The sequence below is a fragment of the Nesterenkonia sp. LB17 genome (assembly GCF_022565915.1).
Classification (GTDB): domain Bacteria; phylum Actinomycetota; class Actinomycetes; order Actinomycetales; family Micrococcaceae; genus Nesterenkonia.
In genome coordinates, this window is record NZ_JAJOYX010000001.1 from 267232 (window position 1) to 293666 (window position 26435).

The following is a 26435-nucleotide window of genomic DNA, read 5'->3' on the forward strand; positions in this document are numbered from 1 at the left end:
GTGATCAGGTGCTGAATGACTTTGGGAACAGGCCCGCCGGTGCGTTGAAGACCGCTGAGGTCGGCGCGTACACCTTCGAGGCCGGCGGGCGGCTGCCCGAAGTCACCCTCGCCTACGAGACCTGGGGCACGCTGAACGAGGACGGCAGCAACGCCGTCCTGGTCGCCCACGCCCTCACCGGTGACTCCCACGTCGCCGCCACCGCGGCGGATGCCTCCGTCGGATGGTGGGAAGGGCTGCTCGGACCGGGCCGCCCGATCGACACCGAGCGGTGGTTCGTGATCGCCCCGGCCATGGTGGGTGGCTGCTACGGCTCCACCGGACCCGCCTCCCTGGATCCCGAGGGGAAGCCCTACGGCTCCCGATTCCCCTTCGTGACCATTCGCGACTCCGTGCATCTCGAAGCCCGGCTGGCTCATGCCCTGGGCATTCGGAAGTTCCACACGGTGATCGGCGGATCCATGGGAGGCGCCCGGGCGCTGGAATGGGCCGTGACCTACCCGGAGATGGTCGAAGGCGTGGCCGTCTTCGCCTGCGGAGCGGCCTCCACCGCGGAGCAGATCGCCTTCGGCCAGGCCCAGGTGCTGGCTGTGGAGAACGATCCCCATTTCGCCGGCGGCGACTATTACGGCGGCCCGGCGCCGCAGGCCGGGCTGGGACTGGCGCGCCGGATCGCGCACATCACCTACCGCGCGGAGTACGAGCTGGCGGTGCGCTTCGGCCGCTCCGCCCAGGGCATGGAAGACCCCGTCGGCTGGTCCCAGCGCAGGCGCGGTCGCTACCAGGTGGAGTCCTACCTGGACCACCAGGCGGAGAAGCTGCTCCAGCGCTTCGACCCCAACGCCTACATCGTCCTCGCCGAGGCCTTGATGAGCCACGACGTCGGCCGCGGACGCGGGGGAGTGGACCAGGCGCTCGCCGGGGTCACCGCCGTGCCGTTCTTGGCGGCCGTGACCACGGACCGGCTGTACTTCCCGAAACAGTCCCAGGAGATCGCCGACGCGATCCCCGGGGACCATCAGGTGCACATGATCGACTCTCCGATCGGCCACGACGGATTCCTCACCAGCGCGGAGCAGCTCGGCGACGCCATGCGGGAGACTCTCCAGCTGGGGAGCCGCGCGCCCCTGCGCCTCTGAACCTCCGGCGGCTCTGAACCTCCTGCGCCTCTGAACCTCCGGCGGCTCAGGCGTCGTCGACGCCGCCACCCGGGGGCATGGACCCGCCGAAGAGCGGCTCGAAGGTCGGTCGCTTCGCGTAGATCCCATCCCCGGAGGACCTCCCGCGGAGCCGCCGGACCACCCAGGGGAAGAGGTGGTGGCGCGCCCAGACGGCGTCATCCACCCGGGCCGCACGCCAGCTCCGCACCGGAACCGGGCGCGGCTCCGAGGGCTTGAGATCGTGCTCGACGTTCATCGTCTCCAACACCATGCGGGCGATCGTGTGGTGGCCCAGCGCGGAGAAGTGCAGCCGGTCGTCGTCCCACATCTCCGGGCGGGTCAGCTCGCGTAGGGACCACATATCGGCGACCACGGCGTCATGCCGGGCCGCGATGGTGCGCACGTTCTCGTTGAAGATCGCCACCTTCCCGCGGATCGAGCCGACCACCGGGGTCTCGCGCACATCGGGGCCGTTGAACAGCACGATGGTGGCCCCAGTGGTGGTCAGGATCTGCACCAGGGTGTCCAGGATCCTGGCGGTCTCATCGGGGTCCCCGCCGGGCCGGATCACGTCATTGCCGCCGGCGCACAGGGTGATCAGGTCCGGGCGCAGCTCCAGGGCCGGGGCGAGCTGTTCGTCTCGGATCTGACCGATGAGCTTTCCGCGCACCGCCAGGTTGGCGTAGGAGAACTTGGGAGAACCTTCCACGGCGGCGGCACCGAGGGCCAGCTCCTCAGCCACTCGGTCCGCCCAGCCGCGGTGGTAGCCCGGTCGGGTCTGATCGGGATCCCCGATGCCTTCGGTGAAGGAGTCCCCCAGGGCCACGTAGCGGGTCCAGGGGTGCCGCGGAGTCTCAGCGATCTCGGCGTCGGCGGGCAGGTCTGGTGTTTCGAGGGTCTCATCAGTTTCGTTCACCCGGACATTGTCGCTGACCACCCCCTCTTCATGCATCCACCCATGGGCTGATTAGAGTGGGTCAGTCACCCTTCCCGTCACGCAAAGGTCATTTCATGTCTGCCTCACCGCACGTCGCCTGGTCCCGCGAACCCGAGGACCGCGCCGGCACCCCGCTGGTGGTGCTGCTCCACGGCTACGGCTCCCACGAGCAGGACCTGATGGGACTGGTCCCCGGGCTGCCCGCCGGCTTCACCTATGCCTCCGTGCGCGCGCCGGTGAAGATGGAGGTCGGCGGCTACACCTGGTTCGACCTGGATGTCGAGCGGCTGGCCTATTCGTCATCGGCCGCACGCGAGGCGGTGGAGGATCTCTGGGAGTGGATCGCCGCGGTCAAGGACCAGCACAGCTCGGTGAGCCTGCTCGGATTCTCCATGGGGATGGCGGTCGCCACCTCGCTGCTGCGCAGCCGGCCTGAGGAGTTCGCCACCGTCGTCGGGCTCTCCGGCTTCGCCGTGGACCCCACCCGAGGAGAGGGGATCGAGGACTACTTCGACGACGAGGCGCTGGCCTCCGCGAAGGTGCCGTTCTTCTGGGGCCGCGACCAGGAGGATCCGATCATTCCGGCGGAGCATGTGGAGTACACCCACGGCTGGGCGACCAAGTCGGTGAAGCTGACCAAGGTGCTCTACGCCGGGGCCGGGCACGGCGTCGTGCCGCAGGAGATCAGTCACGTGGGGGAGTTCCTGACCCACACGGTGCTCAACTCTCGCTGAGCACCCAGTCCTCACCGTCGCGCCGTACCAGCCCCAGCCGTTCGAACTCCTGCAGCCAGCCCTCCATCGGCCAGTGTCCCCACCGGTCCGCGAAGATGGCACCGTTGCGCAGGATGTCGGTGAGATGCTCCACCGGCGGCCGGGAGACCGGATGGTGCTGGTGGTAGGCGCAGGCCCCTCCCACCCAGGTCAGCTCGACTCCGCGAGCTCTGGCCCGCCAGGAGAAGTCGGTGTCCTCGGCGCCGTAGCCGGTATAGGCCTCGTCGAATCCGCCGATCCGTTCCCAGACGATCCGGCGCACCGCGAAGGACAATGACCAGAAGAGCGCATGCTCTCCATGGGTGAGGATCTCCCCGGGTGCCGGTGCCGGCCGTGCCGGATGCGGCGCGGCCCACTCGGCGAGCTGATCTGCCGTGGCCGCGTCGAGCACCTCCCCGGGGAGCTCGGGCAGATACGCCACCGGTCCGCAGAGCAGATCCTCGGGCCGCAGCCGCGAGGCCTCGATGTATGCGCTGATCAGTCCGGGGTCCGGGATGCAGTCCACATCCAGGAAGATCAGCAGGTCATCGGGTCCGCTGAGCTGCTCGAGGGCCCGTGCGGCGCCCAGATTCCGGGCCGCGGCGAGCGGCAGCCGGCCTGAGCTGCGCGGAATCTCCAGCACCTGGGTGGACAGCCCGGCGTCGGCCCGGGCCGCGCTGTCGCTGGCCCGACTGTTGCTGGTCGGCTGATCCACCGCCAGCTGCGCGCTGATCTGCGGGTCCTCCATGGCCACCACCACGTGCGCCACCGGGGACTGATCGCTGAGTGCCAGCGCGGTGCGCTGACGGCGCAGATGGGTGTGCCGGGAATGGACGGCGGTGACCACGACGGCGCGCGGTGTCGTCCTGGGTCGGCTGGAAGGTCCCGGGGAGCTGGATGGTCCGGTGGGGCTGGGTGGTCCTGTGGGGCTGGGCCTGCTCATCGGGTCACCTCGGTGCCGTCGGCGAGGTCCTGCGCGTGGGGGCGAGCATCGAGTGAAGCAGCGCTGCGAACCGGTCCGCGGCAGCGCCGTCGCACCAGCTGGTCCAGTCCGCACCGTCGAGGCTGAGCGTATGCGCCACGGCCCGGTCCCAGCCGGCGTCGTCGTCGGGCGCGGGGGCGCGGACCGCCGGCCAGGGGCCGCGTTCGAGTGCGGCGAGCATATGGGCCTGTTCCTGGTGGGGACGGTCCAGCGCGGTGACCAGCGCGGGGGTGCGGCTGGCGGCGACCTCGGCGATGGAGTTCTGCCCGGCCGCAGTGAGCACCAGGTCGGCGCGCTTCAGCAGCGGCCAGGGGTCGGCCTCCCAGGAGGACTCGCCGCCCAGGATGCGCAGTCGCGCCTGCGGCAGGGTCCGGCGCAGCTGGGCGATCGCCGCGGCGCTCACCGCGCCGCCGCCGCCTCCGCTGAGCACCAGGACCTCGAGCTGCTGATTCTCAACCGGGGTCCCGTCCGGGGTGAAGCGGGAGAGCCCGCCCAGCGCCTGGACGTCGGGTGCCCCGGCGAGGATCTCGGTGGCCTGCGCGGGCCACATCCCCACCACGGCCGAGGAGATCGAATAGCCCAGCCGATGCGCAGGATCGCTGCGGTCGCCGGGCAGCGCCACGGTGACCACCGGGATCCCGTGGAGCCGGGCGAGCAGTGCGATCTCCACCGAGACATCGGCCACGAGCAGCTCAGGTGCGGCGTGATCGATCCAGGCCGAGACCTGCGCGCTGCGCCGGCGCAGCCCGGAGTGGTGCAGGGGGGCCCAGTGCAGCGCGCCGCCGGCGGTGGGTTCGCGGAACCTGCCGCCGTCGTCCGGGTCGGGGGCGTCATCGCGGTCCAGCTGGAGCCAGTCCGCCGGCCAGTCGGCGGGCGGGGGCAGCGAGGAGACCCCCGTGATGCGGACCCCGCGCGCGGCGGCGGCATGAGCCACGGCGCTGGCGCGGTGAAGGTGTCCGCGGCCCTGATGGTGGATGTACCAGCCGATCATCGCGCTGATGCGCTGGGCTGCGGGGAGGCTTCCATAGCCATCTGGGTGTAGAGCTGCTCGTACTCGTCGACCATCCGCTCCAGCGAGAGATCTCCTTCGGCGCGCTGGCGGACCTGGGTGCGATCGCAGCGTGCGGCCCGGGTGATCGCCTCGGCGAGGGCGGCCACCGACCCGTCCGCGGCGAGGGCCCCGGAGGATTCGGTGACGATCTCTACCAGCCCGCCGCGCGGGAAGGCCGCGACAGGCGTCCCACAGGACATGGCTTCAGCCGCCACCAGGCCGTAGGGCTCATCCCACTGGGAGCTGACCACGGCCACTGCGGAGGAGCCCACGAGCTCGACCAGTTCAGCGTGGCGCAGATGCCCCACATGCACCGCGTCGTCGCCGAGCCGGGGCTCGACCTGACCCTCGAAGTAGCTGCGGTCCATGATGGGGCCCGCCAGGGTGATGCTGCGACCGGCGGCGCGCGCCGCGTCGATGGCCAGATGCGGGGCCTTCTCGGGCACCAGGCGCCCGGTCCAGACGCATCCGTCGCCGCCAGGGCCGGGATGCCACACGTCGGTGTCGACGCCGTTGGGGATCACGCTGGACGCCACTGAGCTCGCCCAGGCCTTGGCCGTGGCGGAACTCACGGCGGTGAACACCGAGGAGGGCGCGGCGTAGTTCATCGCGGACTCCAACCATGGGGTCGGTGGAGTGTGCAAGGTGGTGAGCACCGGCATCGGGATCAACGATGACAGCGCGACCGGAAGGTGGTGCAGCGAGTTGTTGTGGACCACGTCGAAGTCCTTGGACTCCGCCAGTCGCAGCATCAGGCCGAGATAAGCGTGGTGCTGCTGCATCCAGTCCGCCGGCATCGCGCCCACGTCAGAGCGGGCAGCGGCGGTCAGCTCCAGCCGCTCCGGGAGGAGCATCTGGGCGCCGAGCTCCGGGTCGCTGCCGCCTGCGGCGAACAGCGTCACCGAATGACCTCTGCCGATGAGCTTCTTTGCCACCGTGTGTGTAAAGGCCTCGAGCCCCCCGGCGAAGGGTTCCCGAATGGGAAACTGGCTCGAAGCGATGATGCAAATGCGCAACCGCACCCCTAGTTCACAGGGCGAGACGCAGCCCCCCGGCGCCGGTCATCTCAGACCGGCAGGCACCTCGCAGAAAATGTCATGTGAGGCCCGGCGCACACGCGCGCACCCGGCCCATAGAGGCACTGTACACGCGGTTTCAGGGAGGCGGATTCAGCCCCGTCAGCCCTGAACGGGCATGAGTCGCGCGGCTGGCAGGCCGAAGGGCTCGCCGTCGAACTCCACGAGCTGTCCGCGCTTGATCTGAGCGCCGCGGCGGGTCTCCACCTCGCCGTCGACGCGGACACCGGAGGAGTCGATCACCTCGCGGGCGATCGCCCCGTTCTCGACCACCCCGGCCAGCTTCAACAGCTGACCCAGACGGATGGACTCATCGCGGATCGGGATCTCAGACACTTCTCGGCTCATGGCCCAAGTCTGTCATGCGCGCCCGGTGAAGCGTGGGGGAGCGGTCTGGATAAGGTGAGCCCATGAGTTCTGCCGAGCCCGCAGCGGGCCCCCGCTCCCCGCTGGTCTGGGTCTTCCTGCTTCTGCTGATGCTCGCCTCGGGTGCGGCGATCCCCGCCCAGGGGCGGGTCAATGCCGCGCTGACCACCGAGATCGGGGACCCGGTGCTCGCGGCGACCATCAGCTTCAGTGTGGGCAGCATCATCCTGGTCCTGGTGACCTTCGGCACAGGCCGTGGCCGACGGGCCATCGCCCGGGTGGCCCCGGCGGTGCGGGAGGGGCGGATTCGCTGGTGGTACTTCCTGGCCGGCTGCGTGGGCGCCTACTTCGTGCTCACCCAGACGCTGACCATCGGGCTGATCGGCGTGGCCGTGTTCACCGTGGCCGTGGTCACCGGACAGACCTTGGGCGGACTGCTCTGGGACCGGATCGGGCTGGGGCCTGCCGGGCGGATGCGGCTGAACCCGTTCCGGGTCGGCGGCGCGGCGCTGACCGTGCTGGCCGTGCTGTGGGCGGTCTCCCCGCAGCTGGCCGCCTCCGGGCAGGGGCCGGCCTGGCTGGCGCTGGTGCTGCTGCCGCTCTCCGGCGGCTTCCTGCAGGCGGCCCAGCAGGCGATCAACGGTCGCCATTCTGCGGCCTACGCCTCCCCGGCGCCGGGGACGCTGTTCAACTTCCTCGCCGGCACGCTGTTCCTGCTGCTGGTCTGGGCGGGCAAGGCCCTGGTCAGCGGGGTGGAGCCAGCCCTGTCGCTGACCTGGTGGCACTACCTGGGCGGGCCGCTGGGAATCATCTTCATCGCCCTGGGCGCGCTGCTGGTCACCCGCGTCGGGGTGCTGATCGCCGCGATGGGCATGATCGCCGGCCAGCTGCTGGGCTCGCTGCTGCTCGACGTGCTGCTGCCCACGCCCGGCTCGCTGGTCACCACCGCCACCGTGCTGGGCACCGGGCTGACCCTGATCGCGGTGATACTCGCGTCGCTGCCCGACATCCTGCGCGGTCGCCCGCGGCCGAAGTCCAGAGACTGACCCGCTTTCGGACCCGGTGCGTGCGCGCGATAAGCTGACGCAATCTGTGTTCATCCCCGTTCTACCTGAGGTGTATCTGCCACATGGCCAAAGAGACCGCACTCGACAAAGTCATCTCCCTGGCGAAGCGCCGCGGCTTCGTGTTCCAGTCGGGAGAGATCTACGGCGGCACCCGCTCTGCTTGGGACTACGGACCCCTGGGCACCGAGCTCAAGGAGAACATCAAGGCCGAATGGTGGCAGACCTTCATCCGCGGCCGCGGCGACATGGTCGGCCTGGACTCCGCGATCATCCTGCCGCAGGCCGTCTGGCACGCCTCGGGCCACGTCAAGACGTTCTCCGACCCGCTGGTCGAGTCGCTGCACACGCACCGCCGCTACCGCGCCGATCACCTGATCGAGGCCTATGAGGCCAAGCATGGGCACCCGCCGGAGAACGGCCTCGCCGACATCCGCGACCCCGAGACCGGCCAGCCCGGCAAATGGACCGAGCCGCAGCAGTTCTCCGGCCTGATGAAGACCTTCCTGGGCCCGGTGGATGACCAGGAGGGGCTGCACTACATGCGGCCCGAGACCGCCCAGGGCATCTTCGTGAACTTCAACAATGTGGTGACCTCGGCCCGGAAGAAGCCGCCCTTCGGCATCGGCCAGATCGGCAAGGCCTTCCGCAACGAGATCACCCCGGGCAACTTCATCTTCCGGACCCGCGAGTTCGAGCAGATGGAGATCGAGTACTTCACCCACCCGGATGAGGCCGATGAATGGTTCAAGCACTGGGTGGACGCCTGCTACAACTGGTTCATCGACCTCGGTCTGAACCCGGAGAACCTGCGCAAGTTCGACGTGCCCGAAGATGAGCGCGCGCACTACTCGGCCGGCACCATCGACCTGGAATACCGCTTCGACTTCGCCGGCTCTGCCTGGGGCGAGCTCATGGGCGTGGCCAACCGCACCGACTATGACCTGAACTCCCACACCGAGGCCTCCGGCGCGAAGCTGCAGTACTTCGACCAGGCCAGCGGGACCCGCTACACCCCTTACGTGATCGAGCCGTCCTTCGGCCTGACCCGCGCGATGATGGCCTTCCTGGTGGACTCCTACACCGAGGACGAGGCGCCGAACACCAAGGGCGGAGTGGACACCCGCACCGTGCTCAAGCTGCACCCGAAGCTGGCCCCGGTGAAGGCCGCGGTGCTGCCGCTGTCGAAGAAGCCCGAGCTCGCCGGGGTCTCCCAGGACCTGGCCCAGCAGCTGCGCCAGCACTGGAACATCGACTTCGACGACTCCGGCGCCATCGGACGCCGCTACCGTCGCCAGGACGAGATCGGCACCCCGTTCTGCATCACGGTGGACTTCGACACCCTCGAGGATCAGGCGGTCACCATCCGCGACCGTGATGAGATGACCCAGGAGCGGGTCTCGCTGGACAAGGTCCAGTCCTACCTGGCGGTGAAGCTGCTCGGCTGAGTCGGCTGCGGCGTGGTCCGGTGGCTGGGACCATGCCGCGCTCAGCCCTGGGCTGAACGTCCGGGCGCTGAACAGCCGGTATGGCGGGCGGGTGAGGGGTGAGCTTTGTCCGGGCGCGGGTGCGGGACTACCATGGCTTGTTTGGTCTGAACGACACTTACCGTCTCGTCTAAGGAAATGTGATGAGTATTGAGCACGACGCCGCGGCTCGCCCGATGAACCCGGCCCGGCTGACCCTGGACTCCGGTCTCACCGTGCGCCCCTGGGCCGACGGCGATGACCTGAAGCTGCTCCAGGTCTGGGGCGACCCGGAGAACTCGATGCACCACCAGGACCGCAGCCTGCTGCGGCCCTCCTCGAACGAGCCCTGGTCCCGCTGCATCGTGGCCGAGGCCGCGGGCCTGCCCGTGGCCGCCGCGACGATCTTCCGCTCCTCGCTGCACCCGGACCGGCTCTCCTTCTACGCCGAGGTCGCCCCGGAGCACCGCCGCCGCGGCGTCGCCGCGCAGATGTTGCAGATCCTCGAGGCCGAGGTCCCCAACTGCGCGGTCCAGTCGCTGAAGGCCCGCGTGGCCAAGCGCTCCGCCGCCCAGTGCTTCCTCAAGGACAACGGCTTCACCAAGATCCAGGCCTCCAGGCAGGTGGTCGTCCAGCCGGGCGCCATCTCGCTGCCGGACCTGGACAGCGCGGGACTGGACCTCGAAGACCTCGCCACCGGATCGGTGGAGCTGACCCAGCTGGTCGCGGACTTCTACAACACCGTGCACGCCTGGGATCGCGCCGAGATGACCGTCGGCAAGGCCCAGCAGATGCTGCTCGGACCGGAGACCGGCGCCTCGGGTGCGGTGGTGCTGCGCGACACCAGCGCCGGCGGGAACAACGGCATCCTGGCCTTCGCGATCAGCTACACCTCCGAGCGCACCGATGAGCCCGCCGATGTGCTGCTGGGCTGGAACACCGGGTTGGAAGACTCCGACGCCGAGACCGCCTGCCGCGCCATGCTCGCGCTGCTCTCCGCGCACTTCCCGGTCAAGGTCGAGGTCGACGATGCGATGGTGCCGCTGAAGACCGTCACCGATGAGCTCATCGCCGCCGGCGAGGCCGAGTACGACTTCGAGGCGCTCATCTACGCCAAAGACGCAGCCTGAGCAGGCAGCCCATGACCGCTGAGGCCACCGACACCGCGGCGCTGGACACCGGCGCGCTCGAGAACGGCGCGCCGAGGGCCGGCGGGCAGGGCACCGCGCTGCTGCCGCCGCTGACCCTGGGACCCATCACGGTGAAGACCCCGGTGGTGCTGGCCCCGATGGCTGGGATCACCAACACCGCCTTCCGTCGGCTCTGCCGCGACTACGGCGGCGGGCTCTTCGTCAACGAGATGGTCACCGCCCGCGCCCTGGTGGAGCGCCGGCCCGAATCGCTGCGGATCATCAAGCACGAGCCCGACGAGGTCCCGCGCTCGGTGCAGCTGTACTCGGTGGACCCGGTCACCACCGGCCACGCGGTGCGGATGCTGGTCGAAGAAGGCCGCGCCGATCACATCGACATGAACTTCGGCTGCCCGGTCCCCAAGGTCACCCGCAAGGGCGGCGGATCCGCGCTGCCCTGGAAGATCCGGCTCTTCGAGTCCATCGTCGCCACCGCCGTGCGAGAGGCGTCGAAGGCGAACATCCCGGTGACCGTGAAGATGCGCAAGGGCATCGACGAGGACCACCTCACCTACATCGAGGCCGGCAAGATCGCCCGCGACTCCGGGGTGGCCGCGGTCGCCCTGCACGGACGCACCGCCCGGCAGCACTACTCCGGGCAGGCCGACTGGTCCGCGATCGCCGCGCTGCGCGAATCCCTGCCCGACATCCCGGTGCTCGGCAACGGTGACATCTGGTCCGCAGAGGATGCCGTGGCGATGGTGGAGCAGACCGGGGTGGACGGCGTCGTCGTCGGCCGCGGCTGTCAGGGCCGGCCCTGGCTCTTCGGTGACCTCCAGGCCGCCTTCGAGGGCCGGACGGAGCGGCACCGCCCAGACCTGCCCATGGTCTCCGCCACCCTGCTTCGCCACGCGCAGATGCTGATCCCGTATTTCGACGGCGACGAGCGCAAGGCCATGCAGGACATCCGCAAGCATGTGGCCTGGTACTTCAAGGGCTACGCGGTGGGCTCGCACCTGCGCACCCAGCTGGTCGCGGTGGAATCCATGGCCCAGCTCGAGGACCTGCTCGGGCAGCTGGATCAGACCCTGAGCTACCCCGGCGCCGACGCCGAGGGCCCGCGCGGCCGCGCCGGCTCGCCCAAGAAGGTGCACCTGCCGCAGGACTGGCTGGAGTCCCAGGAGCTCGACGAGGCGCAGCGCGAGATGATCCAGGCCGCAGAGGTCGACATCTCCGGCGGTTAGGGTTGACCCCATGACTGCGCAGAACGTGGAGCGGGTGGAGGGCGGATACGCCGCCCTGCGACCGGGATACACCGAGGCCGACGAGGCGCGCTGGGTGCCCGAACACGGCAAGTCCGTCTACCGCTCCAGCTTCGAGCGCGACCGGGCCAGGCTGCTGCACTCCTCGGCGCTGCGCCGGCTCGGCGCGAAGACCCAGGTCGTCTCGCCCGACGTCGACGACTTCTCCCGCACCCGGCTGACCCACTCGCTGGAGGTCGCCCAGGTGGGCCGGGACCTCGGCCGGCTGCTGGGCTGTGACCCCGACGTCGTCGACGCCGCCTGCCTCTCCCACGACCTGGGCCACCCGCCCTTCGGGCACAACGGGGAGAACGTGCTCAACGACCTCGCCGCACCCCACGGCGGGTTCGAGGGCAACGCGCAGACGCTGCGGCTGCTGACCCGGCTGGAGACGAAGCGCTTCCACCCCGACGGCCGCTCGGCCGGGCTCAATCTCACCCGCGCCTCCCTCGACGCCGCGGTGAAATACCCCTGGCGCGCCCATGAGGCCCCGACCCTGCCCGACGGCAGCCGCAGCCAGAAGTTCGGCGCCTATGAGGACGACGTCGAGGTCTTCGACTGGATCCGACAGGGCGTCGAGGGCCGACGCCAGTCCATGGAGGCCCAGGTGATGGACGCCGCGGACGACATCGCCTACTCGGTGCATGACATCGAGGACGGTGTGGTCAACGGCCGGTTCCAGCTGAAGTTCCTCGCCGACCCGCTGCAGCGCCGCCGCGTGGTCCAGACCACCCACGAGTGGTACCTGCCCGAGACCGACCCGGCGCGGATCGAGGCCGCGCTCGAGCGGCTCTCCTCCGCCGGTGCCTGGGTGGGGGAGTCCGACGGCTCCCGCCAGGCGCTGGCCGCGCTGAAGAACATGACCAGCGAGCTGATCGGCAGGTTCTGCCACGCCATCTTCACCGCCACCCGCGAGGTCTACGGGGACCGTCCGCTGGTCCGCCACGAGGCCGACCTGGTGGTGCCGGTGGAGACGCTGGAGGAGGTCTCGCTGATGAAGGGCATCGCCGCGACCTACATCATGGCCTCACGCGAGCAGAAGCCGGTCTACGCCCGCCAGCGCGAGGTCATCGAGGGCCTGCACGGGCTGCTGACCGAGACCGGGGACCAGTTCCTCGAGCCGCCCTTCCAAGCCGACTTCCACGACGCCGCCGATGAGGCTGCCCGGCAGCGCGCGATCATCGACCAGATCGCCTCACTCACCGACGGTGCGGCGCTCGAGTGGTACGCCACCCTGGTCCACGGCCGCCCGGTCTTCAACCGCCTCTTCGCCTGATCCTCCGCCCCTCGACGCGGGAGGTGGGGTGTTACTTCCCGATGTCGCCGACGACGACGTCGAATGCCTCGAACAGCTCGGCGGCCTCCACGAAGAGGTTGAGATCTGGTTCCCCGGCTCCCATGGCGATCCGCCCGGAGATCGATTCATCCGCGTAGACCGGCCACACCTGTCCCTCGGGGGTGCGGGCGCCGAAGGGGGTGATGGTGCCGGGGTGATACCCGGTGGCCGCCACGGCCTCGTCCGGCGCGGTCATCGACATCTTCTTCATCCCGGCCAGCCTGCGCAGCTTCGCCCAGTCCACCTGCTTGTCCCCGGGGATCAGCGCCACCACGTAGCTGTGCTCGGTGGCTGACTGGGTGAGCTTGGCCTTGGCGACGAGGGTCTTCACGATCTCCCGCGGCGCGACCCCGAGGTTCTCGGCGGCCTCCTCCAGCGAGGAGGAGGGTCCGCGCTGGACGAATTCAAGGGTCACCGCGCGGGAATCGGCGTCGGCCTGCACACGCTCACGTCCGGAAAGCTCAGTCATGATCCCAGCCTAGCCAGACTTGGTCCGCTCCGCCGCGCCACCACCTGCGCACTCCCGAGCATCAGTCCCCGGCACCCTCCACAGGGCCGGGAACACCCGCTCGGCATTTGGCCGTGCCGAGTAGATTAGAGCCATGGCCGGACTGATCAAACGCGAAGACATCGACGCCGTCCGTGAGCGCGCAGACCTTCGCGAGGTGGTCGAGCAGTACGTGACGCTCAGGGGTGCCGGCATCGGCTCCTGGAAGGGCCTCTGCCCCTTCCACGACGAGCGCTCACCGAGCTTCCACATCCGCCCGCAGGTCGGCACCTTCCACTGTTTCGGCTGCGGAGAATCCGGTGACGTGATCGCGTTCCTGATGGGCATGGAGCACACCAGCTTCCAGGAGACCGTGGAGAAGCTCGCCGGACGAATGGGCATCGAGCTGCGCTACGAGGACGGCGGCAAGGGCCCGGACAAGGCCGAGGTCGGGCGCCGGCAGCGGCTGCTGGACGCGCACAAGATCGCGGACGAGTTCTTCCAGGCCGCGCTGCAGAGCCCCGAGGCGCAGACCGCCCGCGAGATGCTCACCGGGCGCGGCTTCACCCGCGAACACGCCGCCCAGTTCTCCGTGGGCTACGCCCCCAAAGGCTGGGACAACCTGCTCAAACACCTGCGCTCCAAGGGCTTCTCCGACGAGGAGCTCACCGAGACCGGGATGTTCTCCTCCGGCGGACGCGGGATCTACGACCGCTTCCGCGGCCGGCTGATGTGGCCGATCCGCAATATGACCGGCAACACTGTGGGCTTCGGCGGCCGCCACCTCTACGAGGACGACAAGGGCCCGAAATATCTGAACTCGCCCGAGACCGCGATCTATAAGAAGTCGCAGGTGCTCTACGGGATCGAACACGCCAAGCGTCACGTCGCCAAGCAGCGCCAGCTGGTGGTCGTGGAGGGCTACACCGACGTCATGGCCTGTCACGTGGCAGGGGTGGAGACCGCGGTCGCGACCTGCGGCACCGCCTTCGGCGAGGGCCACATCAGGATCGCGCGCCGGCTGATCTCCGACGAGGGCGGCGTCGGCGAGGTGATCTTCACCTTCGACGGTGATGCGGCCGGCCAGCAGGCCGCGCTGAAGGCGTTCAAGGAGGACCACATGTTCCTCGCCAAGACCTTCATCGCCGTGGGCCCCGAAGGCATGGACCCCTGTGACATTCGTCAGCACCGCGGCGATGAGGCGGTGCGCGAGCTGATCAGCTCCAAGACCCCGCTCTTCGAGTTCGCGATCCGGGCGAAGCTGCGTGAATTCGACCTGAACACCATCGAGGGCAGGGTCGGCGCGCTGCGCGCCACCGCCCCGATCGTCGGCGCGATCAAGGACCCGGCGCTGCGCCCGGCCTACACCCGCGAACTGGCCGGCTGGCTGGGAGCCGAGATGGACGACGTCGCCCGGGCGGTGGCCTACGCGCAGAAGCACCAGCCCTCACCCCATCAGGAGGCCGAGAAGGCCGCCGCGAACAACCAGGGCACAGGCAGTCAGCGGCAGGGGGATCAGCGTCAGGGCGAACCGGACGGGGAGCAGCTGCGTCGCAGCGCGCCGGGCTATCCGCGCCCGGACACCCGCGACCCGGCGGTGCTCATGGAGCGTCAGGCGCTGGAGGTGATCCTGCAGCACCCCACCCATCTGACCGCGGAGCAGTGGGAGGAGATCTTCACGGTGCGCTTCACCGCACCGGTGCACCAGGCCATCCACGACGGCGTGCGAATCGCCGCGGCCTCCGCCTCGGATCCGCGCAACTGGGTCCAGGCGGTGCGCGACGAGGTGCCGGAGCCGATCAAGTCCTTCGTCTCCGAGCTGGCCGTCACCTCGCTGCCCACCAACAGCGACGAGCATCTGGAGAAGTACTGCCAGTCCATCCTCAACCGGCTGGTGGAGCTCAAGATCACCCACCAGAAGGCCAATCTGCTGGGCCGGCTCCAGCGCATGGACGCCTCCCACAACCCAGAGGAGCACCAGGCGCTGAACCGTGAGCTGATGGAGCTGGAGCGTCGTCGTCGTTCGCTGCGGGAGGCCGAATGGGGCTGAGCCTGACGTTCTGTGAACCGTTGTCCAGCCGCACCGGACTTCGAAGCCGCCACCAGTCTTGATAACGTGTTGCCCCAGACGCAGTGAGCGCCGCCACATCGGGCACCCCGGCACTCCCTGAAGTTCAGAGTTCGATGAAGTGCAGCAGCAGGACAAGTTCATCAGCGTGACGATGGGGTCACGTGAAGCATCCGAGAAGGAGATTCACATGCCCCAGGAAACACCCGTCCCTGCGCAGGCGAGCTCGCCGGCCACCGGCAGCGTCACCCGCGTCGAAGCCACCCATGAGGTGCCCGAGGCGATGCGCCGCGACGTCAGCCTGCTCGGCGGCCTGCTCGGCCAGGTCCTCCAGGAATACGGCTCCGAGGGTCTGCTCGCCGACGTCGAGGCGCTGCGCGAACTGACCATCGCGGCACTGGAGGACTCCAGCGGCGAGATCCTGGAGCGCGCCGAGGAGCTGGTCTCCTCCTTCTCCGCCGAAAGGGCCAAAGAGGTCGCCCGCGCGTTCACCTCCTACTTCCTGCTGGCGAACCTCGCCGAGGAGCAGCACCGCGTGCGGACCCTGCGCACCCGTGACGGCGAGCTGCCGCTCGCCCAGCAGCAGCCCTCAGATTCGGTGGCCGCCGCGTTCACCCACCTCGCCGAAGAGGTCGGCGAGCGCGAGGCTGAGCGCCGGCTCAAGGAGCTGCGCTTCCACCCGGTGCTCACCGCCCACCCCACCGAGGCCCGCCGCAACGCGATCACCGCCTCGGTGCGCCGCATCGGAGCGCTGCTCGACGTGCGCGATGATCCGCGGATCGGCTTCACAGAGCTGGCCAAGAACCGGCGCGAGCTCCTCGAAGAGATCGACAACATGTGGCGCACCGCGCAGCTGCGCGTCTCCAGCCCCTCACCGCTGGACGAGGTGCGCACCGCGCTGGGGATCTTCGACTCCTCCTTCTCCTCGGTGTTCATCCAGGCCTACCGCCGGATGGACGACTGGCTCCAGGGCGAGGACTCCGGCGCGCAGGCGCCCAAGGCGCCGGCCTTCATCCGGCTGGGCTCGTGGATCGCCGGAGACCGGGACGGCAACCCCAACGTCACCGCCACGATCACCCGCAAGGCCGTGGCCCAGGCCGCCGACCGGGTCCTGGCCGACTTGGAAGATCGGTCCCGCCGCACCGGGATGTCGCTGACCCTCGATGACCGCTACACCCCGCCGAGCCGCAAGCTCGATGCGCTGTGGAACCGGCAGCGCCAGCTCTCCGAGGAGCTCGCCGAGCAGGCCTCCCAGCATTCCCCGGGAGAGCCGCACCGCCAGGTGCTGCTCGCCATCACCGGACGGATCCAGGCCACCCGGGAGCGCAACGCCGATCTGGCCTACGCCGTGCCCGCAGAGCTGATCGCGGACCTGCGGGTGGTGCAGGACTCCCTCGTGGAGGCCGGCGCGAACCGGGCCGCCTACGGTGACCTGCAGGAGCTGATCTGGCAGGTCCAGACCTTCGGCTTCCACCTCGCCGAGCTCGAGGTCCGCCAGCACTCCAAGGTGCACGCCCAGACCCTGGCCTGGCTCGAGGACCCCGACTCGGTGGAGAAGATGGCCGTGCCGGGCGAGGAGGTGCTGGAGACCTTCCGCGCGATCGCCTCGGTGCAGCAGCGCTACGGAGTCGACGCCGCTCGGCGCTACATCGTCTCCTTCACCCAGTCCGCGCAGAACCTCGCCGATGTCTACACCCTCGCCGAGAAGGCGCTCGGCGGACCCGAGAACGCCCCGGTGCTCGACGTCATCCCGCTCTTCGAGACCTATGAGGACCTGCGCAACGCCCCGCAGATCCTCGAGGAGATGCTGACCAACCCGGCCGTGCAGGCCCGGCTGGAGCAGACCGGCCGGCGCATGGAGGTCATGCTGGGCTACTCCGACTCCGCCAAGGACGTCGGCCCGGTCTCCGCCACCCTCGCGCTCTATGAGGCGCAGGAGAAGATCTCCGCCTGGGGGATCAAGCACGAGATCACGCTGACCCAGTTCCACGGTCGCGGCGGCGCGCTGGGCCGCGGCGGCGGACCTGCGAACCGGGCGATCCTCGCGCAGCCCCCGCACTCGGTGGATCTGCGCTTCAAGGTCACCGAACAGGGGGAGGTCATCTCCGCCCGCTACGGCAACCCGGAGATCGCGCTGCGCCACATCGAGCAGGTCGCCGCCGCCACGCTGATGGCCTCGGCACCCTCGACCGAACGCCGCAACGCCGAGGCCGCCCGGCGCTACGCCGGACTCGCCGAGAAGATGGACGCCGTCTCCCGGGAACGCTTCCACGGCCTGGTCAACGCCGAGGGCTTCGCGCCCTGGTTCGCCGAGGTGACCCCGCAGGACGAGGTCGGGCTGCTCGCCATCGGCTCCCGCCCGGCCAAGCGCGGACTCTCGGTGGAATCCCTCGAAGACCTGCGCGCGATCCCGTGGAACTTCGCCTGGGGCCAGGCCCGGATCAACCTCACCGGCTGGTACGGGCTGGGCAGCGCGCTGGAATCGGTGCAGGACCTTGCGCAGCTGCGCCAGGCCTACGCCGAATGGCCGCTGTTCCGCGCGCTGATCGACAACATCGAGATGTCCCTGGCCAAGACCGACCGGCGCATCGCCGAGCGGTACCTGGCGCTGGGGGACCGCGAGGACCTCACCGCGGTGGTGCTCGAGGAGTTCGACCTGACCTCCAAATGGGTGCTCGCGATCACCGACCAGCGGCGGCTGCTGGAGAAGCACCAGGTCCTCGGCCGGGCGGTGCAGCTGCGTAACCCCTATGTGGATGCGCTCTCGCTGATCCAGCTGCGCGCCCTGCGGGTGCTGCGCTCGGGCAAGCTGGCCGATGATCAGATCGATGATCCGCGCAACCTGCTGCTGATCACGCTCAAGGGCGTGGCCGCCGGCCTGCAGAACACCGGCTGATCTCGGCAGAGCCGCGGCACGACGCAGGTGGCTAGGATTGGGGGATGACAGTGCCCTCGGTGAAACCCCTGATCAGTCCCGACCTCGATCCGGCGCAGGCCGATCCGCATCTCTGGCTCGAGGAGGTCACCGGGGAGCGGGCGCTTGCGTGGGTGCATCAGCGCAACGCCCGGGCCGAGGAGCGCATCCAGGACGAGGCGTTCGATCCGCTGCGCACCGAGCTGCGCGAGATCCTCGACGCCTCGGACCGGATCCCCGGGGTGACCAAGCGCGGAGAGCACCTCTATAACTTCTGGACCGACGCCGAGCACCCGCAGGGCCTGTGGCGGCGCACCACTGAGGACTCCTACCGCAGCGCGACCCCCGACTGGGAGGTCCTGCTGGATCTGGACGCGCTCAGCGCCGAGGAGGGCGTCACCTGGGTCTGGCACGGCGCCGAGGTGCTGCGCCCGCGCGGCGCCGGTGGGCAGAGCCCGCCAGCCGACACCGCCGGCCAGCCTGCCACGAACCCGTGGCGGCACACCCTGATCTCGCTGTCTCCGGGCGGCTCCGACGCCGACGTGACCCGCGAATTCGACCTGGTGACCCGGAGCTTCATCCCGGAGTCCGAGGGCGGGTTCCACCGTCCGCAGGGGAAGGGCGGGCTGAGCTGGATCGACGCCGACACCGTCTATCTCACCCACGACGACGGCGCCGATGCGGTCACCAGCTCCGGCTACCCGCGGGTGGCCCGCCGCTGGCATCGCGGCACCAAGCTCGCCGACGCTCAGGCGGTGCTCAGCGTCGAGACGGACCATATGACCGCCGTCGCAGGCTTCGACAGCACCCCCGGATTCGAGCGGCACTTCGGGGTGAGGCTGCTGGGCTTCTACGACCGTGAGACATACCTGATCGATCCCTCCGCGCAGGACGCGATGACGCTGATCGAGGTGCCCACCGACGTCTCCGTGGGCTTTCACCGGGACCTGATCGTGCTGCGCCCGCGCACCGACTTCACCCACCACGGCGTGGCCTACCGCGGCGGCAGCCTGATCGTCGGCGAAGCCGAGCAGTTCATCGCCGGGGAGCCCGAGCTGCGGGTGCTCTTCGAACCCACCGAGTCGGCCGCGCTGCTGGACGTGACGGTCACCCGTGAGACCATCCTGGTGACGATCATGGAAGACGTGATCCACCGGGTCGAGGCGCATTGGCGCGAGGCCGGCCGATGGCGGGCCAGCGCCGTCTTCGGCGAGCTCCACGGGTCCCTCGGCGTGGCAGCGGTGGACGAGGAGGAGTCCGAGGAGGTCTGGGTCACCAGCAACGACTGGGTCACCCCCACCAGCCTCTACCGCGGCACCCTGGAGGGTCTGCGCACCGGCGCGCCGGCGTCGCTGGAGCTGATCAAACAGGCGCCCGAACGCTTCGACTCCGACGGTCTCGCCTCGGTGCAGAGCTTCGCCACCAGCGCCGACGGCACCCGCATCCCGTACTTCCTGATCGGCCGGGCCGACGCCGTCCAGGCGGTGGAGGCCGCCGACCCCGAGACGGTTCCTGGCGCCGCCCAGATCGCCGGACCGGAGCCGCACCCGACGATCCTCTACGGCTACGGCGGGTTCCAGATCTCACAGACCCCGAGCTACCTCGGGCTGGCCGGCAAGGCCTGGCTGGAGGCCGGCGGAGTCTTCGCGGTGGCCAATATCCGCGGCGGCGGTGAATACGGTCCCGGCTGGCACCACGCCGCGCTGAAGGAGAACCGGCATCGCGCCTACGAGGACTTCGCCGCGGTCGCGCGGGACCTGGTGCGCACCGGGGTGACCACGGTTCAGAAGCTCGCCTGCCGCGGCGGCTCCAACGGCGGACTGCTCACCGGCAACATGCTCGCGAAGTATCCCGAGCTCTTCGGTGCGGTGGTCATCCAGGTGCCGCTGCTGGACATGCGCCGGTTCGCCCAGCTGCTCGCCGGAGCCTCCTGGCGCGCGGAATACGGCGACCCGGAGACCGCCGACTGGGAGTTCATGCAGAGCTTCTCGCCCTACCACCTGGTCAGCGAGGGCGTGGACTACCCGCCGGTGCTGCTGACCACCTCCACCCGTGATGACCGGGTGCACCCCGGGCACGCCCGGAAGATGACTGCGGCCCTGGAGGAGCTCGGCGCCGATGTCACCTATTGGGAGAACACCGAGGGCGGCCACGGCGGCGCGGCGAACCCCGCGCAGCAGGCGATGATGAATGCGCTGATCTACCGCTGGCTCTGGCAGCAGCTGGGCTGAGAGGGGTTCCCCTGCGCCGGCGGCGGACTAGACTGGAGCCGTGAAATCGGGCTTCGCCGCGTGCAGCGGCGAGCTGATCACATCGAGCTTCTCAGCACCATTTCCAGGGGGATCGCTGCGCATGAGTGTGCCAGCCATTGAAACGCGCGGGCTGGTCAAACGGTTCGGCTCCACCGCCGCGGTGGACGGCATCGACTTGGACATCGCCCAGGGCGGCATCTACGGCGTGCTCGGCCCCAACGGGGCCGGGAAGACGACGGCGATCCGGATGCTGGCCACGTTGTTGCGCCCCGACGCGGGGGAGGCCCGGGTGCTGGGCCACGACGTCTTCACCGAGCCCAAGGCGATCCGTGAGAAGATCGCGCTCACCGGCCAGTTCGCCTCCCTCGATGAGGATCTCACCGGGATCGAGAACCTGATGCTGTTGGGCCGGCTGCTCGGCTACAACGCCCGCCAGGCCAAGGTCCGCGGAATGACGCTGCTCGATGCCTTCGGCCTCACCGAGGCGGCCGCCCGGCAGGTCAAGAAGTACTCCGGAGGCATGCGCCGCCGCCTCGACATCGCAGGCTCGCTCATCGTGACCCCGCAGCTGATGTTCCTGGACGAACCCACCACCGGGATCGATCCGCGCAGCCGCAACCAGGTCTGGGACATCATCCGAACCCTGGTGGCGGGCGGCACCACGATCCTGCTCACCACCCAGCACCTGGAGGAGGCCGATCAGCTCGCTGATCGGATCGCGGTCATCGACACCGGCAAGGTGATCGCCGAAGGAACCCCCGGGCAGCTCAAGGCCCAGGTCGGCACCGGCGCGCTGAAGGTCCGGGTGGCCGACCCGGCCCGCCGTGAAGAGGCCGCCGCGATCCTCGGCCGCACCCTGCGGGCCGAGGTCCTGCGCGAATCAGACCCGGCGGCGCTCACCGTCCGACTCGAAGACGAGTCCCGCGCGGCCGCCGCGCTCATCGCGCTGCAGGACTCCGCGCTCGCGGTGGAGACCTTCGCGCTGGGCCAGCCCAGCCTGGACGAGGTGTTCCTCGCCCTGACCGGCCACAAGACAGCACCCGAGGCGACTGACGGCGCGACCGCAGACGCACAGGAGGAGGCGGCGTGACCACCACGGCGCAGGACCAGAACCAGCGGATCAGGAGCGTCCTGGTCCCGGCAGATCAACGACCAGCCCCGGCGGGCGCGGTCAGCGCCTCGCTGACCTACGGGTGGCGGGCGCTGCTGAAGATCAAACACATCCCCGAGCAGCTATTCGACGTCACCGTCTTCCCGATCATGATGACCGTGATGTTCACCTACATCTTCGGCGGAGCGATCGCCGGATCGGTGGACGGCTACGTGCAGTGGCTGATCCCCGGGATCTTCGTGCAGACGATGATCATGATCACCATGTACACCGGCCTGACGCTGAACCGCGACATCTCCAAAGGTGTCTTCGACCGGTTCCGCTCGCTGCCCACCTGGCGTCCGGCTCAGCTGGTGGGCGCGCTGCTGGGAGACCAGGTCCGCTATGTCCTCGCCGGCACCATCATCCTGGGCGTGGGCTTCCTGATGGGCTTCCGGCCCGAGGGCGGCATGGTCGGGGTGCTGATGGCCTTCGTGCTGCTGCTGGTCTTCAGCTTCAGCCTCTCCTGGGTCTGGACGGTGATCTCGCTGCTGGTGCGCACCGAACAGGCCGCGATGGGCATCTCGATGTTCATCATGATGCCGCTGACCTTCGCCTCGAACATCTTCGTGGACCCCGCCACGATGCCGAGCTGGCTGCAGGGTGCGGTGGAGGTCAACCCGGTCTCGGTCGTGGTGACCGCGATCCGTGAGCTCATGGCCGGCGTCGGACAGTTCTCCAGCGTCACCCTGGTGCTGGTCTACTGCGCGGTGCTGATCGGGGTCTTCGGCCCGCTCTCGATGTACTTCTACAACCGCAAGAGCTGATCCGGCTGAGCTTCTGCGGGACCGGCTGGGTCAGCTCACCTGGAGCAGGCTCACTTGATGAAGCGGATCGTCAGCGGGTAGCGGTAGGGCCGACGATTGTAGGCGGCGATCGCGGCCAAGATGCTGAACACCACGGAGAGCACCCAGGCCAGGAACAGGATCAGGAAGCCGATCAGGATGATCGTCGTGGCCGCGCCGACGATATAGGCGATGAACAAGGTGATCTGGAAGTTCAGCGCCTCCTTGCCGTGATCATCGAGCATCCGGCTGCGCTCGCGGAACACCAGCCACAGCACCAGGGGCACCAGCCAGGAGAGAAAGACCCCGCCCAGGTGCATCGCCACGCCCCAGCCCTGCTCCTCGCCCGCACCCACCGGCACCCCGGGCTGAGCAGCGGGTCGAGCTGCAGGACCGCCCGCGGCACCCGATCCGCTGCCAGGAGGCGCCTGGCCGGGAGGAACCTGGCCCGGGGAGGTCTGGGCCGGTGGAGCCTGGCCGGGAGGCGCCTGGGCCGGCGGCACCGGACCTCCGGCTGCGTCCTGCTCCGGCGGCGCCTTGCGCCATTGTCCGTCGGGGCCCTGCTGCCATTCACCATCTGCACCTGAGGGGTGGGTGGGCTGACTCATCATTCCTCCGAAGTCGGCGGGGCGTGCCGGGCCATGGGGTTCACCGAGAACGCTCACGTGATGAACAGCGTAGTCTTCACCGGCTGTGATCGATACGGTGGAGGACATGTGTGATCAGTCCGATGCTCCGCCCATTCCCGATGACGTCCTCACCCTCGCACGCGCCGCCCGTCACGTGGCCGTCTTCAGCGGCGCGGGGATCTCAGCCGAGTCCGGCGTGCCGACCTTCCGCGAGGTCCAGACCGGCCTGTGGGAACGCTTCTCCGCCCAGGACCTGGCCACCCCGGAAGCCTTCGAGAGCGACCCTGCCCTGGTGCACACCTGGTACCGGTGGCGCGCCGCGCTGATCCGACAGGTCTCGCCGAACCCCGGACATCAGGCCCTGGCGCAGTGGCAGCGGCAGCTCGGCGGAGCCGGAGGCAGACTGAGCATCGCGACCCAGAACGTCGATGACCTGCATGAACGTGCCGGCGCCGAGGTCCTCGCGCATCTGCATGGAAGCATCACGGCCCACCGCTGCGCTGAATGCGATGCGCCCGCCGAACTTGCGGCCCCCCAGTACGACGGCGCCGCCGCGCCCGCAGAGCCAGTGGATCCGCCGCTGTGCGAGGTCTGCGAGGAGGGGCTGATCCGGCCCGGAGTGGTCTGGTTCGGCGAGCCGCTGCCGATGGAGGCGTTCGACGCCGCTGCGGACGCGATGCGCGCCGCGGACCTGATCCTGGTCGTGGGCACCTCCGGGCTGGTCCAGCCGGCGGCCTCGCTGCCGCTGCTCGGCATGGAGCGCGGGACCCCGCTGATCGAGATCAATCCCGAGCCCACCGAGCTCAGCGACGCCATGCACCACCGGCTGCGCGGCCCGGCGGGGACGCTTCTGCCGGTCCTCGTCCAGGCGGTCACCGGCGAGGCGCTGCACGCGATGGACGGATCGGATGGGACCGACGAGACGGTGGAGCGCCGCGCTCGATGAGTCTGTGGGAATCGGTGCTCCTGGGAGCGATCCAGGGGCTGTTCATGTTCATTCCGGTGAGCTCCTCCAGCCACCTGGTGCTGGTGCAGCAATGGTTGGCGGCCGAGGGGTCGCCGCTGCCCTCCCCGGAGACCCCGGAGATGATCCTCTACAACCTGGTGGTGCACCTGGGCACGATGGTCTCCGTCACGGTGGTGATGTGGCGCCCGCTCAAGCGGCTGGTCAAAGGCATCTGGCGGGAGCTCGGGCTCTGGCGCCGACGCCGGACGCTGCGGCACCTGATCCACCTGCGGCTCGCGCTGCTGGGCCTGCTCACCACTGCCATCACCGGGGTCCTGGGACTGCTCATCCGCGCCTACGGCACCGACGTCTTCGCCACCCCCTGGGCGGTGGCGGTGATGCTGATGATCACCGGCGCGGTGCTGTGGTGGTCGGACTCGGTGAAGACCACCTGGCGCGGTGCCGCCCAGATGACGGTGCTGGTCGCCGTCGTGATCGGCCTGGCCCAGGCGGCGGCGCTGTTCCCAGGGCTGAGCCGCTCGGGGCTGACCATCGCCGCGGCGCTGGCGCTGGGCATGCACCGGCGCCTGGCGGCGCAGTTCAGCTTCTTCGTGGCGATTCCCACGATCGTCGCCGCCACCGGGCTGCAGTCGCTGAGCCTGCTCGACCCGGGCAGCTTCGAAGGTGGACTGTTCCTGGGCTGGCAGGACTACGCGCTGGGATTCGCGGTGGCCGCCGTCGTCGGCGCCGGCGCCCTGTGGATGGTGCTGCGCCTGCTCTACCGCGGGCACTTCAAGATCTTCGCGGTCTACGTGGTGGGACTGGCGCTGTTCGTGCTGATCACCCAGCCCGACATGAGCGACGCCCCACCGGTGGACGAGCTGCCCCTGGATCAGGACCAGCTGAACCTGCAGCAGCCCTGAGATTCGAGGCCGGGCTCCGAGCGTCGAACTCGCAGCGCTGCGCGCCGGGGGCGGGGGATAGGCTGACCCCATGCTCTGGCTATACCTGCTCGCCGTGGTCCTGCTCGCGCTGGTGGTGGCAGCCCTGCTGGGCCGCTGGGACGGCGCTTCGGCGCCCAGAGAGGAGACGGATCTTCGCGAGTCCGATGTGGATGATCTGCTGCGGCGCAGAGCCGAGAAGCACATCACCGCGGATGACCTGCAGGAGGTCCGTCTCGACTCTGCGGTGCGTGGATACCGGATGGATCAGGTGGACCGGCTCCTCGATGCGCTCGGGCAGCAGCTTCGGGAGCTTCAAGGAGGTCAGTCGCACCAGGCGCAGAGCGCGGCCGAGGCCCCGTCCGAGCCCCAGGAAAGCAGGTATCAAGTCACTGTAGAACCTGACACGGGTCCCTCGGATCGCGCTCATGCCGTGCCTGACAAGGATCTAAGGCTGCCCTCGCAGGCCGATCCGAAACCTGAATTTCCGCGGGTGGAGTGACATTCCTCGCAGATGCGAGATAATAGATTCAGTTCAGGCGCTGGATCTTTGCATCAGGCATGGACACGCACGCTAGAGAACTTCGGAAGGGATGCACTCGATGGCTGCAATGAAACCGCGCACTGGCGACGGTCCGATGGAGGTCACTCAGGAGGGCCGCAGCCTGATCATGCGGGTGCCGATCGACGGAGGGGGCCGTCTGGTGCTGGAGATCAACAATGAAGAGGCCCAGGCACTCAAGCAGTGCCTCATCAAGGCCGTCGGAGAATGAGCTTCGGTTCGGGCCGGTCGTGCACAGCGCGACCGGCCCGAACTGTATCGTCCGTCCCGCGCCGCAGCTGAGCCCCGCGCTCTCGCCGCTGGTCAGCGCCGTGCCGCCACCAGCAGTCCTGTCCCGGACCCGAGCATCGCTGTGCGCAGACGATCGTCCTCGAGCAGACGACGCTCCAGCTCCCGCATCCGCTGCGTGGACTCATCCCGCACCGCAGGGCGGGCCAGGCGATCATGGTCCAGCGCGTCGTTGATGATCAGCAGACCCGAGGGGCGCAGAAGCCTGACTCCTTGTTCGGCGTACTCCGCGGCATGCGTCGCCTCCGCATCGACGAACACCAGGTCATAGCCACCAGTGGTCAGCCGTGCCAGCACCTGTTCCGCCCTTCCGGTGATCAGCCGCGTCCGCGCCGAGGGCAGCCGCGCGTCTCGGAAGGTCTCTCGGGCCGCCTGGATATGGTCGGCCTCGTAGTCGATGCTGGTCAGGACCGCATCCGGGGTTCCTCCCCGCAGCAGAGCGAGTGAAGAGACGCCGACGCCGGTGCCGACTTCGACCATGGCGTGAGCCCTGGTGCTCGCGGCGAGCACGGTCAGCAGCGAGGCCACCCCCTGGCTGACAGGCTGCACGCCCAGGCTTTCGCCGCGACGTCGCGCCTGAAGCAGCGCAGGCTCCTCCTCGGCGTGCTGTTCCGCGTACGCCCAGCTTGAATGCTTGGCCGACTGCTGGGGGTGCTGAGCTTTCATGGGACCTTCTCTGCGTGCGAGTGAATGAACCGGGCGCTCAGGTGCACGTGCACCTGCGGGTTGGCTGCATCTCGAGGTGCGGTTCGGCACCCTGAGGCGATTGATGTTCAGAAGAATTTCAGCTTC

At 69.3% G+C, this 26435-nt stretch carries 24 protein-coding genes; 16 read left to right on the forward strand and 8 right to left on the reverse strand.

The genetic code is table 11. From position 1 onward, the window contains the following. Positions 1–8 precede the first annotated feature (8 nt). A complete protein-coding gene (locus tag LTH96_RS01235) occupies positions 9–1139 on the forward strand; it encodes a homoserine O-acetyltransferase (protein WP_370644353.1) in 1131 nt (376 codons plus the stop codon). A 46-nt stretch (positions 1140–1185) separates the two neighbouring features. Here the strand turns inward: LTH96_RS01235 and LTH96_RS01240 are convergent, their stop codons facing one another. Beyond that, the gene (locus tag LTH96_RS01240) at positions 1186–2076 is read right to left on the reverse strand and encodes an SGNH/GDSL hydrolase family protein (RefSeq protein ID WP_370642664.1); all 891 of its coding nucleotides are present in this window, start codon (positions 2074–2076) and stop codon (positions 1186–1188) included. 95 nt (positions 2077–2171) lie between these two features. On the opposite strand from LTH96_RS01240, the gene LTH96_RS01245 reads away from it, so the two are divergent. Further along, complete coding sequence (locus tag LTH96_RS01245; RefSeq protein WP_241463792.1) at positions 2172–2831, forward strand: alpha/beta hydrolase; 660 nt, start codon at positions 2172–2174, stop codon at positions 2829–2831. On the opposite strand, the gene LTH96_RS01250 is transcribed toward LTH96_RS01245, so the two are convergent. The 4 genes from LTH96_RS01250 to LTH96_RS01265 all read right to left on the reverse strand — a co-directional run bounded on the left by LTH96_RS01250 (position 2818) and on the right by LTH96_RS01265 (position 6306). Beyond that, complete coding sequence (locus LTH96_RS01250) at positions 2818–3792, reverse strand: glycosyltransferase family 2 protein (RefSeq protein ID WP_241463793.1); 975 nt, start codon at positions 3790–3792, stop codon at positions 2818–2820. The genes LTH96_RS01245 and LTH96_RS01250 overlap by 14 nt on opposite strands. Before the next feature lie 4 nt (positions 3793–3796). Beyond that, the gene (locus LTH96_RS01255) at positions 3797–4822 is read right to left on the reverse strand and encodes a hypothetical protein (protein ID WP_241463794.1); all 1026 of its coding nucleotides are present in this window, start codon (positions 4820–4822) and stop codon (positions 3797–3799) included. Continuing rightward, complete coding sequence (locus LTH96_RS01260) at positions 4819–5904, reverse strand: glycosyltransferase family 4 protein (RefSeq protein ID WP_342357783.1); 1086 nt, start codon at positions 5902–5904, stop codon at positions 4819–4821. Before LTH96_RS01260 ends, LTH96_RS01255 begins: the two co-directional genes overlap by 4 nt. Before the next feature lie 156 nt (positions 5905–6060). After that, positions 6061–6306: an RNA-binding S4 domain-containing protein gene (locus LTH96_RS01265; RefSeq protein ID WP_241463798.1), complete on the reverse strand. Its 246-nt coding sequence runs from the start codon at positions 6304–6306 to the stop codon at positions 6061–6063. Positions 6307–6368: 62 nt separating this feature from the next. Here LTH96_RS01265 and LTH96_RS01270 point away from each other — a divergent pair, with 62 nt between their 5' ends. From LTH96_RS01270 to LTH96_RS01290, 5 genes are all read left to right on the forward strand, one after another. Further along, positions 6369–7370, forward strand: a complete 1002-nt coding sequence (locus tag LTH96_RS01270) for a DMT family transporter (RefSeq protein ID WP_241463800.1) — start codon at positions 6369–6371, stop codon at positions 7368–7370. A gap of 83 nt (positions 7371–7453) precedes the next feature. After that, complete coding sequence (locus tag LTH96_RS01275) at positions 7454–8836, forward strand: glycine--tRNA ligase (protein WP_241463802.1); 1383 nt, start codon at positions 7454–7456, stop codon at positions 8834–8836. A 182-nt stretch (positions 8837–9018) separates the two neighbouring features. Next, positions 9019–9984, forward strand: a complete 966-nt coding sequence (locus LTH96_RS01280) for a GNAT family N-acetyltransferase (protein WP_241463804.1) — start codon at positions 9019–9021, stop codon at positions 9982–9984. Positions 9985–9995: 11 nt separating this feature from the next. Beyond that, the gene (gene dusB / locus LTH96_RS01285) at positions 9996–11228 is read left to right on the forward strand and encodes a tRNA dihydrouridine synthase DusB (RefSeq protein WP_241463805.1); all 1233 of its coding nucleotides are present in this window, start codon (positions 9996–9998) and stop codon (positions 11226–11228) included. 10 nt (positions 11229–11238) lie between these two features. Continuing rightward, the gene (locus LTH96_RS01290; protein WP_241463807.1) at positions 11239–12561 is read left to right on the forward strand and encodes a deoxyguanosinetriphosphate triphosphohydrolase; all 1323 of its coding nucleotides are present in this window, start codon (positions 11239–11241) and stop codon (positions 12559–12561) included. Positions 12562–12592: 31 nt separating this feature from the next. On the opposite strand, the gene LTH96_RS01295 is transcribed toward LTH96_RS01290, so the two are convergent. Next, a complete protein-coding gene (locus LTH96_RS01295; protein WP_241463809.1) occupies positions 12593–13090 on the reverse strand; it encodes an aminoacyl-tRNA deacylase in 498 nt (165 codons plus the stop codon). Between the two features lie 133 nt (positions 13091–13223). Between LTH96_RS01295 and dnaG the strand changes: the two genes are divergently transcribed. The 5 genes from dnaG (at position 13224) to LTH96_RS01320 (ending at position 22259) form a co-directional block, all read left to right on the forward strand. Beyond that, entirely contained in the window at positions 13224–15158 is a 1935-nt protein-coding gene (gene dnaG / locus LTH96_RS01300; protein WP_241463811.1) for a DNA primase, read from the forward strand. A 208-nt stretch (positions 15159–15366) separates the two neighbouring features. Further along, positions 15367–18072 carry a phosphoenolpyruvate carboxylase gene (locus tag LTH96_RS01305; RefSeq protein ID WP_241463812.1) on the forward strand — a complete coding sequence of 902 codons (2706 nt, stop codon included), beginning with the start codon at positions 15367–15369 and terminating at the stop codon, positions 18070–18072. A gap of 44 nt (positions 18073–18116) precedes the next feature. Then, positions 18117–20321 carry a prolyl oligopeptidase family protein gene (locus LTH96_RS01310; RefSeq protein ID WP_241463813.1) on the forward strand — a complete coding sequence of 735 codons (2205 nt, stop codon included), beginning with the start codon at positions 18117–18119 and terminating at the stop codon, positions 20319–20321. Between the two features lie 121 nt (positions 20322–20442). After that, on the forward strand, positions 20443–21432 hold the full coding sequence (locus LTH96_RS01315; RefSeq protein ID WP_241463814.1) for an ATP-binding cassette domain-containing protein: 990 nt from the start codon (positions 20443–20445) through the stop codon (positions 21430–21432). After that, entirely contained in the window at positions 21429–22259 is an 831-nt protein-coding gene (locus LTH96_RS01320) for an ABC transporter permease (protein WP_241463815.1), read from the forward strand. Before LTH96_RS01315 ends, LTH96_RS01320 begins: the two co-directional genes overlap by 4 nt. Positions 22260–22309: 50 nt before the next feature. On the opposite strand, the gene LTH96_RS01325 is transcribed toward LTH96_RS01320, so the two are convergent. Beyond that, positions 22310–22942 carry a DUF4870 domain-containing protein gene (locus tag LTH96_RS01325; RefSeq protein WP_241463816.1) on the reverse strand — a complete coding sequence of 211 codons (633 nt, stop codon included), beginning with the start codon at positions 22940–22942 and terminating at the stop codon, positions 22310–22312. A gap of 49 nt (positions 22943–22991) precedes the next feature. Between LTH96_RS01325 and LTH96_RS01330 the strand changes: the two genes are divergently transcribed. The 4 genes from LTH96_RS01330 to LTH96_RS01345 all read left to right on the forward strand — a co-directional run bounded on the left by LTH96_RS01330 (position 22992) and on the right by LTH96_RS01345 (position 25566). After that, the gene (locus tag LTH96_RS01330; RefSeq protein WP_241463817.1) at positions 22992–23852 is read left to right on the forward strand and encodes an NAD-dependent protein deacylase; all 861 of its coding nucleotides are present in this window, start codon (positions 22992–22994) and stop codon (positions 23850–23852) included. After that, a complete protein-coding gene (locus LTH96_RS01335; protein ID WP_241463819.1) occupies positions 23849–24775 on the forward strand; it encodes an undecaprenyl-diphosphate phosphatase in 927 nt (308 codons plus the stop codon). Before LTH96_RS01330 ends, LTH96_RS01335 begins: the two co-directional genes overlap by 4 nt. A 70-nt stretch (positions 24776–24845) precedes the next feature. Continuing rightward, a complete protein-coding gene (locus LTH96_RS01340; RefSeq protein WP_241463820.1) occupies positions 24846–25295 on the forward strand; it encodes a DivIVA domain-containing protein in 450 nt (149 codons plus the stop codon). Between the two features lie 100 nt (positions 25296–25395). Further along, a complete protein-coding gene (locus LTH96_RS01345; RefSeq protein WP_084479395.1) occupies positions 25396–25566 on the forward strand; it encodes a DUF3117 domain-containing protein in 171 nt (56 codons plus the stop codon). Positions 25567–25658: 92 nt separating this feature from the next. On the opposite strand, the gene LTH96_RS01350 is transcribed toward LTH96_RS01345, so the two are convergent. Beyond that, positions 25659–26309, reverse strand: coding sequence for an O-methyltransferase (locus tag LTH96_RS01350; protein ID WP_241463821.1), 651 nt, complete (start codon positions 26307–26309; stop codon positions 25659–25661). Positions 26310–26435: the final 126 nt, after the last annotated feature.